Origin of the sequence: Veillonella tobetsuensis, from assembly GCF_002959935.1 — a bacterium.
Classification (GTDB): domain Bacteria; phylum Bacillota; class Negativicutes; order Veillonellales; family Veillonellaceae; genus Veillonella; species Veillonella tobetsuensis.
On sequence record NZ_PPDF01000009.1, the window covers coordinates 16,614 to 29,225 of the forward strand.

12 protein-coding genes are annotated in these 12,612 nt (G+C 38.7%); 1 reads left to right on the forward strand and 11 read right to left on the reverse strand.

Annotated features, from left to right (window positions below):
- Positions 1 to 19: 19 nt before the first annotated feature.
- The 11 genes from tatC to VTHSUH11_RS05825 all read right to left on the reverse strand — a co-directional run bounded on the left by tatC (position 20) and on the right by VTHSUH11_RS05825 (position 11,414).
- Positions 20 to 904, reverse strand: a complete 885-nt coding sequence (gene tatC, locus VTHSUH11_RS05775; protein WP_105092964.1) for a twin-arginine translocase subunit TatC — start codon at positions 902 to 904, stop codon at positions 20 to 22.
- A gap of 1 nt (position 905) precedes the next feature.
- Complete coding sequence (locus tag VTHSUH11_RS05780; protein ID WP_105092965.1) at positions 906 to 1,877, reverse strand: polyprenyl synthetase family protein; 972 nt, start codon at positions 1,875 to 1,877, stop codon at positions 906 to 908.
- On the reverse strand, positions 1,874 to 2,572 hold the full coding sequence (gene yihA / locus VTHSUH11_RS05785; RefSeq protein ID WP_105092966.1) for a ribosome biogenesis GTP-binding protein YihA/YsxC: 699 nt from the start codon (positions 2,570 to 2,572) through the stop codon (positions 1,874 to 1,876). Before yihA ends, VTHSUH11_RS05780 begins: the two co-directional genes overlap by 4 nt.
- Entirely contained in the window at positions 2,572 to 4,881 is a 2,310-nt protein-coding gene (gene lon / locus VTHSUH11_RS05790; protein WP_105092967.1) for an endopeptidase La, read from the reverse strand. The genes yihA and lon overlap by 1 nt, the downstream gene beginning before the upstream one ends.
- Before the next feature lie 65 nt (positions 4,882 to 4,946).
- Complete coding sequence (clpX, locus tag VTHSUH11_RS05795) at positions 4,947 to 6,200, reverse strand: ATP-dependent protease ATP-binding subunit ClpX (RefSeq protein WP_105092968.1); 1,254 nt, start codon at positions 6,198 to 6,200, stop codon at positions 4,947 to 4,949.
- A gap of 12 nt (positions 6,201 to 6,212) precedes the next feature.
- Positions 6,213 to 6,806 carry an ATP-dependent Clp endopeptidase proteolytic subunit ClpP gene (gene clpP, locus VTHSUH11_RS05800; protein ID WP_059363518.1) on the reverse strand — a complete coding sequence of 198 codons (594 nt, stop codon included), beginning with the start codon at positions 6,804 to 6,806 and terminating at the stop codon, positions 6,213 to 6,215.
- Between the two features lie 34 nt (positions 6,807 to 6,840).
- Positions 6,841 to 8,145 (reverse strand): trigger factor, encoded by a 1,305-nt coding sequence (tig, locus tag VTHSUH11_RS05805; protein WP_059363520.1) that lies wholly within the window; start codon positions 8,143 to 8,145, stop codon positions 6,841 to 6,843.
- A gap of 159 nt (positions 8,146 to 8,304) precedes the next feature.
- Entirely contained in the window at positions 8,305 to 8,760 is a 456-nt protein-coding gene (locus tag VTHSUH11_RS05810; protein WP_059363521.1) for a CBS domain-containing protein, read from the reverse strand.
- Positions 8,761 to 8,866: 106 nt separating this feature from the next.
- The gene (gene rlmH, locus VTHSUH11_RS05815; RefSeq protein ID WP_105092969.1) at positions 8,867 to 9,346 is read right to left on the reverse strand and encodes a 23S rRNA (pseudouridine(1915)-N(3))-methyltransferase RlmH; all 480 of its coding nucleotides are present in this window, start codon (positions 9,344 to 9,346) and stop codon (positions 8,867 to 8,869) included.
- Positions 9,347 to 9,355: 9 nt separating this feature from the next.
- Positions 9,356 to 10,165 (reverse strand): MBL fold metallo-hydrolase, encoded by an 810-nt coding sequence (locus tag VTHSUH11_RS05820; protein WP_105092970.1) that lies wholly within the window; start codon positions 10,163 to 10,165, stop codon positions 9,356 to 9,358.
- Between the two features lie 58 nt (positions 10,166 to 10,223).
- A complete protein-coding gene (locus tag VTHSUH11_RS05825) occupies positions 10,224 to 11,414 on the reverse strand; it encodes a RuBisCO large subunit C-terminal-like domain-containing protein (protein ID WP_105092971.1) in 1,191 nt (396 codons plus the stop codon).
- Between the two features lie 215 nt (positions 11,415 to 11,629).
- Here VTHSUH11_RS05825 and VTHSUH11_RS05830 point away from each other — a divergent pair.
- Positions 11,630 to 12,612, forward strand: a 983-nt coding sequence (locus VTHSUH11_RS05830) for an ISL3 family transposase (protein WP_105092972.1), incomplete at its 3' end; no start/stop codon positions are given.

Sequence of the window (12,612 nt, forward strand, 5' to 3'; positions counted from 1 at the left end):
TCCTCCTGAAAGTAAGTACTTATCGTCTCATCACTTTAGCTAACACAAAGAGGCTAGTTTCATATAATAATATCATCGGCAATGCAATCATAGTCTGAGAAAACATATCCGGTGTAGGTGAAATTACTGCACCTATGATAAAGGAAAGCAAAATAAATAGTTTGCGTTTCTTCTTTAAAAATTGGGATGTAATTAAATTAAAATATCCCATAATAATAATCATCAGCGGCAGTTCAAATATAAAGCCGAACGGCAGCACAAAGGCTAACACAAAATCCATATATTGGCCGATAGAAAACATCGGTTGTAACTCATCTGTAGCAAAGCCCATAAAGAACTTAACAGCAGCGGGCAATACCAATGCATAGGAAAATAGAATACCTATTAGAAACAACAAAAAGGCTACTGGTAAAATCCAATTTGACAGATGTTTTTCACGAGCTGTCAACGCAGGTTTTACAAAGAGCCATATTTGATGCAATATGATAGGCGATGCCATAATCATGCCTCCCGCAATAGATACCTTCATATAGGTAAAAAAGGCTTCTGTAGGACGCATATAATATAATTTGCCAGCAGGGGCCAATAAAATATCTAATAAAACATCTACATAATAATAGGCTATCCCTGTTCCTATAATAATGGAAATGACCATAATTATAATGCGTCTACGAAGCTCTGACAAATGACCTACTAACGATAGGTTAGCAGCTTCATCCATCATTTTTTGTTCCATCTCCGTATACAACGGTTCTGGATGGTTTTCTTTCGGATCGGCATCAATAACAGCATATCGTTCCTGTTCAGCTTTTTGCTCCTGTTCTCGTCGCTTTTGCCGAACTACACTATCGAATGAAGGTTTCTTAATGGGATATTCGAAAGCTTTAGGTTCGAAGGCCTCCATATTATACCTTTCTATCTGCCAAATTTTGAACGGCTAATACTAAAAATTCTTTCCCCTCAAAATCACGAATTGCCTGTAATGCGGACAACGCATCATCACAATACTGTTGGGCTACGCGCAATGTATTATCAATTCCACCTCGAGCTATCACATAGTCAATGATGTCTTGCTCATTGCCACCATGGTTAAGATTTTGGATATCTTCTAACAGTTCATCTTTATTAGTTTCATTGACAATACTGAGCAATGGATAGGTTAATAACCCCTCTCGAAGATCATTACCAACAGGCTTGCCAGTTGTATCAGATGTTTCACGATAATCCATGATATCATCTGTAATTTGGAACGCCATACCTAATGCATGACCATATTGTTTAAGATAACCAATTTCTTCACTAGACCAACCGCCTAATAAGCCACCGAGTTCCATACAGCCTTCCATAAAATCCGCTGTTTTCTTTTGCGTCTTTATCATATATCGCTCTATACCCTGGTCGATGCGATATACATCTTCCATTTGCATAAATTCACCTTCCACAAGGCAACTGATGATATGAGAAAAGACCTTCAAATATTCCATATGCGGCATTTCAGATACAATGCGAAATGCCTTGGCAAAAAGATAATCACCACTTAAAATAGCCACCTTATTGCCCTTATGCTTATGAATAGTATCTTCACCACGGCGAATTTCAGCTTGGTCTAATACATCGTCATGAATTAATGTCGCCAAATGTAACATTTCAACAGCTTCTGCAATTTTAATGCGCTCTGTCTCTATCGATTGACCTGCATTAGCAATAAGCAAACATAATTGTGCACGCAGTCGTTTACCACCAGCTTCGGATAAAGGTCTGATTAGATCATTAAAATCCTCTGCCCCTGTATTAAAAGATGATGCAAGAGCACGTTCAACACGCTCTAAATCAAGAGCGATGCGTTCCATCATCTCTAACTGATTCGTATTACTCATGCTTCATCTCCTACTAGTACTTTATTAATTCGTTGTTGTAGTAACTCACGACCAGTGTGTTTTAGCGAGCTATACATAATCGGCGGTGTGCCCGTTGGATACATTTCCTTAATCTTTGCTAAATTGACTGCTTTCTCTTTAGCATTGAGCTTATCCACCTTGGTCACTACGATTTGTAGTGGTACACCAGCCTCAACGAGCCAATCAAATGCCACCTTATCAATAGGCATCTCTGGATGACGCCCATCGATAAGCAAGCATAATAACATCAAGCGTTCAGAATGCAAAATATAATCGGAAATAAAGGATGACCACATATTACGGTTATCTTTATTTGTCTTTGCAAAGCCATATCCAGGTAAATCGACTAAGAACCAGTGATATCGACGTTCTTCCGTTTCACTAAGATCCTCTTTTGACTCGATATCAAAATAGTTTATCGTCTTCGTTTTACCAGGCTGTCCACTCACGAGGGCAAGACCACGATAATTACACAAGGAATTAATCAATGAAGATTTGCCCACATTAGAGCGTCCTAAAAAGGCTACTTCTACGGTATCCCCTTCAGGATATTGATCTGCTTTTACACAGGATGTATTATATTTTGCTGCTATAATGCGAGGTCCTTTAATCTCTTTTCTTGTATATTGTGGTTTTGGACCCATGTGTTTTGTGGATTTTTTCTTCTTTTGCATTATACAAGTGCCTTTGCTAAAACTTCATCCATTGTCTTTACAGATGTAATGATAAGGCCTTCTTTTACGTTATCTGGTAATTCAGGAATATCTTTTTCATTTCCTTTAGGAATGAAAACCTCTTTAACACCATAGGACAATGCTGCCAATAATTTTTCTTTAAGACCACCAATTGGTAGGACACGGCCACGCAATGTGATTTCACCAGTCATGGCAAGATCAGCTCTTACTTTACGGCCTGTCAAAGCAGATACCATGGCCAAGGTCATAGTAATACCAGCAGAAGGGCCATCCTTAGGCGTTGCTCCTTCTGGAAGATGAACGTGAATATCTAACTTTTTATAGAAATCTTCATCAATCTTCAAGGTTTTTGCATTATGACGAATATAACTCATCGCTGCATGACCAGATTCTTGCATTACTTTTCCAAGACTACCAGTTAATGCCAATTTACCAGTACCTGCCATAGTTGTAGCTTCACAAGGTAATACTACACCACCTACAGAGGTCCACGCAAGACCATTAACATATCCAACTTGTGGTTTCTTTTCACGCTCTTGATCAATAAAAATAGGAGCACCCAAGTATTCATGTAAATTTTTAATGGAAATCTTCGGCGTTTCAACACCTTGTTCTACCACTTGATATGCCATCTTACGACAGATTTTAGCGATAGTTTTTTCCAATGTACGAACGCCAGCTTCGCGGGTATATTCAGAAACAACTTTCTTTAACACTGCATCAGATAATTTAATTTTATTATCTTTCAAACCGTTTCTCTCGATTTGTTTAGGTGCTAAATAGCGTTTTGCAATTTCTAATTTTTCGTCTTCCATATAACTTGAAAGCTCGATGATTTCCATACGGTCTAATAATGGACCCGGAATATTGGATGCCACGTTAGCAGTAGTAATCCAAAATACATCAGAGAAATCAAAGGGAATTTCGATAAAGTGATCACTAAATGAGCTGTTTTGCTCTGGGTCTAAGACCTCGAGCAATGCAGATGATGGATCACCTTTATAATCAGATGCTAGTTTATCGATTTCATCAAGCAGGAATACAGGATTTCTAGTTCCTGCATTTTTAATACCTTGAATCATACGACCTGGCAATGCACCGATATAGGTACGACGATGGCCGCGAATTTCAGCTTCATCGCGAACACCACCTAGGGACGCACGGATAAATTTGCGGTTCATTGCTCGTGCAATAGAGGACGCCAAGGATGTTTTACCAACACCAGGAGGTCCCACCAAGCAAAGGATAGAACCACTATTTTTACCTGTTAATTTACGAACTGCTAGGAATTCGAGTATACGTTTTTTAACCTTTTCGAGGCCATAGTGATCCGCTTCTAGAATCTCTTTAGCTTCGTTAATATCGAGGCGATCATCAGTAACAGTATTCCACGGTAAATTTAATACCCAGTCCAGATAATTTCTTAAAATCGTCGCTTCTGGCATCATTTGAGGCATACGGCTATAGCGGGAGATTTCTTTATCAATACGAGTGTGAACCTCTTCACTCAAATTAAGAGCTTTTAATTGTTCTCTTAATTCTTCTGCTTCTTCCTCAGGGTCGCCCTTATCACCCAATTCGTCATGGATGACGCGGATTTTTTCTCGTAAGAAATATTCCTTTTGAGCCTTTTCCATAGATTGACGAACTTGATTATTGATAGAGTTTTCTAAATCGGAGATTTGTAACTCCATATTAAGAATACCTACAATCATATTCAATCGTCTAGCTACGGATAATTCTTCTAATAATTCTTGTTGTTTTGCGTTATTGATAGGCAACATAAACGCCACTTGATCCGCCAATTCACATGGATCACGTAGCTCCATAACGCGAGTTATGCCATCTTCTGTAATCGATTTAGACTCATCAGCCCATTCATTAAATTTGGATTGCACCAAACGACGATACGCTTCAAGTTCTACATCATCTTCAAATACAGATGGTACACGTTCATAATCCCCTACATAGTAAGGGTCCATGCTCGTAATGTTCATGACACGAATACGAGTAATCCCTTCAACGAGAACACGAACAATACCACCTGGTAAGCGCAACATTTGTTTAATTTTTACAAGTGTACCCATTTGGGCCAAATCATGAACCGTAGGTGCATCAACGGCGTCATCTTTTTGAGATACGACAGCCATAATGCGGTCTTCGCTCATTGCGGCTTCTACCGCTTTGATGGATTTGTCTCGACCGATATCGAGATGAATTACGATATTCGGATATACAACCATTCCTCTAAGGGGAACGGTAGGAATACCTACTTCTAGTAAATTCATATGTCCTCCAAGGATTTATATTATGAAAAGAAACTCATTCCTACACAGAAATGAGTTTCTTCGAATTACGATTTCAGCTGGATTTCTTTGTCTGCCTCATTTTTGAGTATAGGTTCACCTGTGCCCTTTACGGCGTCTTTAGTAACTATGCATTTGGCCACATCATCCATAGATGGTACTTCATACATAACATACTTCATCACCTTCTCAATAATGGCGCGCAAACCACGAGCACCAGTTTTACGCTGTAATGCTTCATCAGCGATTTCTTCTAATGCATCGTCTTCAAATGTTAATTCTACACCATCAAGGGATAGAATTTTTTCATATTGTTTAGTCAATGCATTTTTCGGTTTTGTTAGAATTTGAACCAATGCATCTCGATCTAATAGGTCCAATGTTACCATGACTGGTAAACGGCCTATAAATTCAGGGATTAAGCCAAATTTCAATAAATCTTCTGGTACAACCTCTTTAAGGATCGCAGACACATCACGTTCCTCAGCGCGTTGTACATCAGCGCCAAAACCTAATGTTTTCTTAGCGGTACGTTTTGTAATTACCTTATCCATACCATCGAATGCACCGCCACAAATAAAGAGAATATTTGTAGTATCGATTTGTAACATTTCTTGATTAGGATGTTTACGACCACCTTGTGGTGGTACAGAAGCTACAGTACCTTCTAAGATTTTTAAAAGTGCTTGTTGCACACCTTCCCCTGACACATCACGTGTAATAGAAGGGTTTTCAGACTTACGGGCAATTTTATCGATTTCATCGATATAAATAATACCGCGTTCAGCCCGCTCGATATCATAATCGGCGGCTTGAATGAGCTTTAATAGAATATTTTCTACATCTTCCCCTACATAGCCAGCCTCGGTTAAACTCGTTGCATCTGCAATAGCAAATGGAACCTCTAACATTTTAGCCAATGTTTGAGCCAATAATGTTTTACCACTACCTGTAGGTCCAATAAATAAAACATTGGACTTTTGTAATTCTACATCATCTACAATATTATCTGTTTGTAGTCGTTTGTAATGGTTATATACTGCCACCGAAAGGGAAACTTTAGCATCATCTTGACCAATAACATATTGATCAAGATGTGCTTTAATTTCTTTTGGCGTTGGCAATTCTTTTAGTTTAAAGTCATCTGTACCGATGTCACCAAGTTCATCTTCGATGATACGTTCACAAACCGCTACGCATTCATCGCAAATGTAAACATTAGGACCGGCAACTAGTTTTCTTACTTCTTCACTTGTGCGACCACAAAAACTGCAGCGCATAGTATCTTTATCTTTTGCCAATGAGCGCCTCCATTACTTGCTTTCTAGAGTATCGCGAGTTAACACCTCGTCAATCAAACCGTATTCTACAGCATCTTTGGCACTCATGAAGTTATCACGATCAGTATCACGTGCTACAACCTCAATATCTTGACCAGTGCGAGATGCTAAAATACCATTTAATTCTTCACGCATGCGAAGAATTTCACGAGCATGGATTTCGATTTCAGATGCTTGACCTTGAACACCGCCCAATGGTTGGTGAATCATAACGCGTGCATGAGGTAATGCAAAGCGTTTTCCCTTTGCACCAGCTGTCAATAATACAGCCCCCATACTAGCAGCGGAGCCTACACAAATAGTAGACACATCTGGTTTGATATATTGCATCGTATCATAAATAGCCATACCAGCAGTAACAACACCACCAGGGCTATTAATGTACAAATGAATATCTTTATCTGGATCCTCTGCTTCTAAGAAAAGCATTTGGGCAATCACCGCATTTGCAACATTATCATCAATAGGTCCCCCTAAGAAGATAATGCGATCCTTTAACAGGCGAGAGTAAATATCGTACGAGCGCTCGCCGCGCTCGCCTTGTTCTACTACGATTGGTACATACATATAATCACCTTTTCATGTACCTAGTGAGCAAGCATTATTCTGCTGCTTCTGCACCTTTTGCATTATCGATGATGAATCGAGCTGCTTTTTTGCGAGCTACAGAGCCTGCTAACATAGCTACACGACCTTCTTTTGCAATAATATCCCAAACTTCTTTAGGATCTGCTCCAAAGTTTTGAGCCATAATGAAAATTTCGCGATTCATATCATCTGGAGTTACTTCGATGCCTTCTTCTGTTGCAACAGCATCAAGAACTAAGTCCGCACGTACGTTTTCAGCTGCGGATTCTTTGTATTCAGAGCGTAAATCTTCGATTGTTTTATTGGAGAATTTCATGTAGTCATCTAATTTCAAGCCACGGCCTTCCATGTTCATAGCCAACTCTTGAATCATTTGTTCTACGCGATCTTCGATCATTACTTCAGGAATTTCAACAGTTGCATTTTTAACAGCTGTTTGAATTAACTCAGCATTGTAAGTATCGATTGCACGACGGGATGCTTCTTCTTCCATTTTTTTGCGAAGATCGTTTTTCAATTCTTCAATAGTTTCGTAAGAGCTTGCTTCTTTTGCGAACTCGTCGTTCAATTCAGGCAATTCTTTACGTTTAATATCATGGATGTGAGTTTTGAATTCTGCTTCTTTACCAGCAAGTTCTGCTACGAAGTAGTCTTCAGGGAATGTTACTTTTACAGTTACATCATCACCAGCTTTAGCGCCGATCAATTGATCTTCGAAACCAGGGATAAAGCTACCGGAACCGATTTGTAATGGGTATGATTTACCTTCGCCACCATCAAATGGTTTACCGTCAACGGAACCAGCGAAGTCGATTACTGCAAAGTCGTCTTTTTGAATTGTAGCGCCTTCTTCAGCAACAACCATTTTCGCTTGTTGTTCACGAATGTTGTTCAATTGTTCTTCGATTTGTTCATCAGATACAGTGGCATCTTGTTTTTCAGCTTCTAAGCCTTTGTAATCGCCAAGTTTTACTTCAGGGCGTTTTGTTACAGTAGCTTTGAAGATTAAATCTTTACCTTCTTCGAATTGTTCGCGTTCGATTTCTGGTTCAGATACAGGAACGATATCGTTTTCACGAAGAGCTGCACTATAGTTTTGGCTAGCCAATACTTCAAATGCTTCTTCTAAGATTGCTTCTTTACCAAAGTTCATTTCCAACACACGACGAGGTGCGTGACCTTTACGGAAACCAGGAATGTTTACTTGGTTAGCGATACGTTTTACCGCTTGTTTGATACCTTTGTCTACTTCTGCTGCAGGTACTTCGATAGTTAAAGTTACTACGTGTTGATCAACAGGATTTACAGTTGCTTTCATTAAAATATGTCCTCCTTGAAGGGCTACCGCCCAAATTTCTGTAGTATATTATGCACTCCTTATAATATCATAAATGAAAATTCAATGCAATTCTTAGCACTATAAGGAAACAGCCACCCCATGTAGAGTGGCTGCTTAGCATTAGTTTTATATTACTAATTAATTATCTTTTGCAATCAATTTGATGATGTCTCGACGAGATAAAATACCAATCAAATGGTACTCTTTATCAACAACTGGAACATTTTTCAAATGTTGATCAAGCATAACGGATACGATTTCTTCTACGTCCTTATCAGGTGTTGTTGTAATAACCTCAGTTGTCATCAATTCATGAACATGAGATGCCAATAATTTTTTAAATTGGGAATTATATTCGCCAATACCGTTGTAATAGATACTAGCACCTAGTACATTTACATAATGTGGTACATGAGGACGAACCTTTTTATACAATAAGTCGCCTTCAGAAATAATACCTAATAACTTATTGTCTTCATCGACAACAGACACAGCTGTCAAATTGTATTTCACCAACAAATCGGCTACATCAGAAATAGGTGCATCTTTGGCAACAGTAACAGGATATTTATTCATTACTTCTTGGATTTTCATAGGGAATTCCTCCTTCATATAACGTTACTCTTTATTATACTATTCGACTTCGAATATGAAAACTCCTTTTCATTTTTTTGAATATAACTAATAATTATTAGTTGTATTACCAATGGTATGGTTCGTTTCTATTAATTTTAGCACTACGATATATTTGTTCCACCAACAAGAGGCGCACCATTTGATGTGTAAAGGTCATAGGGCTAAAGGATAGCTTATATTTAACGGCTTGACGAAGTTCATCACTAACACCAAAGGCGCCACCAATAATAAAGGCCATATCGCTGATGCCATCCACTTCTAGTTGGGACACCATAGCGGCCAATTGCTCGGAGGACATGGTCTTACCATATACATCTAAAAGCACTGTATAAGCAGACTTAGGAACCGCTTTTAATAGTCGCTGCCCTTCTTCTATAACAACCTGTTTACGGTCCACATCACTTGGCTTATCCCCGATTTTACTTTCATTCAATTCGGTAATCGCAATGCCTCCATAAGGACGCATGCGTTTGACAAACTCGGCCACACCATCGCGAAGGTAAGCATCCTTCAATTTACCAATACAGACTACATGAAATTTCATTATATACCTCTATATTTTCTGAACCGATTGCATCGATACAATTTCATTTGGCTGCCCATGTTGTAATTTCATTTCAGGGCCAATTCTAACGCCTCCATCTACGAGCATTTGACCAATCGTTTGTGTTACCAGAACAGGATTATTATTATTTTCAGACCGATGCGCCAAGATAACCTGCATAAAATCAGGTCGTTTCATCATGAGTAACGCTTGAGCAGCCATTTCATTACTCAAATGACCTTCATCACTGGTAACGCGTTGCTTTAAAAATGGTTGATATGGACCAAAGCGAAGCATATGAGGGTCATAGTTCGCCTCTAACACAAGCAATGTGGTGTCATCTAAGCAACGTAATATAGTATCTGTAATTACACCCGTATCAGTAACAACAGTTGCTTTATCTTTACCTGCAAATACATTAATTCCGATAGGATCAGCAGCATCATGACTCACGCTGAATGGTTCGACAGTCAAATTGCCTAACGACAAGCTTCCTTTAGTCAGTTCCACCAGTTGATGTTTCGGTACAATCAATTTATTTTGAATCTCACGCCAAGTCTCTTTCTTTGTATATACAGGAAGATCAAAGCGTTTTAATAATTGCTGCAAACCTGCAATATGGTCACTGTGTTCATGACTGATAAAGATTCCCTCCACTTGGCTCATATCTATATGTAATTCTTTCAGTCCATTTACAATGCGGCGGCAACTAATACCCACATCATGCAATATAACAGAATTTCCTCTTTTTATAACTGTACAATTGCCCTTGCTACCACTAGCAATAACATGAACCTCCAATGGTGAGGATTCGCTCATCAAAACACTCCATATCATTAAATATCTACTATTGGTGAAAGCTATGTTTTCACCGTTATCATTTTTTCAATTCACATAATTCTTCTAATCGGCTAACAAAATACGCCATATTAGCTTCAAGATCTGAACCACGGCGGAACATATCTCCGCCTACAAGAAACATCGTATCATTACCATATAAACTAACTAGTTCTGGAAGGCGCGCATCCGTCACACCACCACCGGGCGCGGAGCATGCCGCTTTCATAAGACCTATAGGCTGCTTAATATACGAACAAATACGTTGACATTGTTCTTGAGTAAAGGTAAAACGACCACCATAGGATACAAAAATAGCCATATCAGCCCCAAATAAGCGAGGGAATAAACCTAATTGCAAATAATCAGCCACACCTGACACACCAGGGCTCACAAAGCCACCTGAGTACGCAGGATGATTGATAATTGGTAATCCTAATTTTTCATCTGTTGCCAATCTATGTAGCCAACCTACACCTATAAGACCAGTGGCCACCATAAGTGCCGTAGCACCTGCCTCCTTAGCGAAATAGGCCCGTTCTAGCACATCCGTACCATCACCAGAAACATTGGCCGCATATAACGCATGTTTCCCATGGGCATCATTCATTTCTCGTACAGTAGCAGCACAACGTTTGACCCGATCTTTAAATTGAGAAAAGGATTGGTTAGTAATACCGTGATCATCTTTAATGACATCTACACCACCACGAGTGTATGCACCACACATGCGTGCCAATTCTTCATTCGATGTGCCCATCGGTTTAATAACAGCTTGAATCATGGGACGTGTTGGGGTATCGATCAATCGGCGAATCCCATGAAGTCCAAACCGCGGGCCTTTGAATACATTTAATAATGATGGACATAACTCTACATCTACTACCCAAATATGCGGTTGCAACGAAGAATTGCCAAAGACAACATTTAAAAATTGCGTTGCCTCCATAGCTGTTGTTTCTACATTATAGGAAATGCGTGCTATATAATACCGAGATGCATCTATAGCCACATTTGGCAGTATTCCTACATTAGCGTACGTTGAATCCGGCGACATAGCTTCTAAAGACTCTAATCGACCTGTAATCGTATGTTTAATATATGGGTCTGTTACAAATTCATAAGGGAATTCTATGGTCTGTTCAACCTGTACACCCCAAGCAATAGATTTTGCCTCTTCATAACTATTTGCTTCTATACGATAGGTAACTATAAATCGTTCATCCTTCATAACGCGCCTCCTCTGTAATGATAATATTTAATTATATACCAAAGTAGTACACGTTTCCATAAATATATACAAAAAAGGCGGCTCTATAATAAATGTTGGGGTGACACCACTACGGTGTCACTTCCAACATTATTTTTTTGCAAAAAATAAGCATATAAGGCTCACATGCTTTACAATAAAAGTGTCAAAGTCCTAAAGAAAGGATGTGAGCTTATATGCCTACTACTGATTATACTGAATTTTTACATAATGTAAAACAAGAATATATTACAAATAGCTACGAATTGGACGGAACATTTATTTTTGACATAGAAGTACCGGTAACACCACATATTTGCCCAAAATGCGGAGAAACTACAGAGCGTATTAAAGATTACCGCATACGTACGGTAAAATTTGGAAAAGTACAACGAGGACCATTAATTGGAAAATATAGACAACGTCGATATATTTGCCCTCATTGTAAGCACTCTTTTTCCGAGACCAATCCATTTGTACGAAAACATATGCAACTAAGTATAACCAATATTAATTTGTTATTTGACAAACTTACTGAAAGTGTAACCTATACTGCTATCGCTAACGAGTGTGATACATCTATTACTACAGTATTACGATATTGCTCTATGATTACTATACCTAAGCCTAAAACACTACCTACTGTTATTGGTATTGATGAATTCAAAGGAAATGCGGAAGGTCATCAATACCAAGTCAATTTAACCAATCCAGATACACACGAAATATTAGACATTTTACCGAAACGTGATACGCAAGCATTAATCCGCTATTTTGCATCATTTAAACATAAAGATCGCGTACAAGTTAAGTTTATTGTAATGGATATGTCCATACAGTTTAAACGCATCATGGAGGCGCTATTTCCACATGCACACATTATCTGTGATCGATACCATGTGTGTCGACTTGTGGATTGGGCGGTAGAGCGAGTTAGAAAACGGGAGCAACATAAACTGGCTGCGTATTCACGTATGTTAAAACAGAATCGACGTGTGCTAATGAAACATCCAGATCATTTAACGGAAGCTGAACACATTAAGCTCTGTGAAATACTTCGAATTTCTGAAGATTTACGAAAAGCATATGCTTTAAAACTATCTTTTAGAAAAATCTTTTCAACCTATGGTAAACAAGGGATAGCTACACATTTAAAGCATTGGTTAGAATTAGTGAAAGC

Coding starts and splice junctions, on each gene's coding strand:
- clpP (WP_059363518.1), bottom strand. CDS start 6,806: ATGTATGTACCAATCGTAGTAGAACAAGGCGAGCGCGGCGAGCGCTCG.
- yihA (WP_105092966.1), bottom strand. CDS start 2,572: ATGCAAAAGAAGAAAAAATCCACAAAACACATGGGTCCAAAACCACAA.
- VTHSUH11_RS05820 (WP_105092970.1), bottom strand. CDS start 10,165: ATGAGCGAATCCTCACCATTGGAGGTTCATGTTATTGCTAGTGGTAGC.
- tatC (WP_105092964.1), bottom strand. CDS start 904: ATGGAGGCCTTCGAACCTAAAGCTTTCGAATATCCCATTAAGAAACCT.
- lon (WP_105092967.1), bottom strand. CDS start 4,881: ATGAATTTACTAGAAGTAGGTATTCCTACCGTTCCCCTTAGAGGAATG.
- VTHSUH11_RS05810 (WP_059363521.1), bottom strand. CDS start 8,760: ATGAAAATCCAAGAAGTAATGAATAAATATCCTGTTACTGTTGCCAAA.
- rlmH (WP_105092969.1), bottom strand. CDS start 9,346: ATGAAATTTCATGTAGTCTGTATTGGTAAATTGAAGGATGCTTACCTT.
- VTHSUH11_RS05780 (WP_105092965.1), bottom strand. CDS start 1,877: ATGAGTAATACGAATCAGTTAGAGATGATGGAACGCATCGCTCTTGAT.
- tig (WP_059363520.1), bottom strand. CDS start 8,145: ATGAAAGCAACTGTAAATCCTGTTGATCAACACGTAGTAACTTTAACT.
- VTHSUH11_RS05825 (WP_105092971.1), bottom strand. CDS start 11,414: ATGAAGGATGAACGATTTATAGTTACCTATCGTATAGAAGCAAATAGT.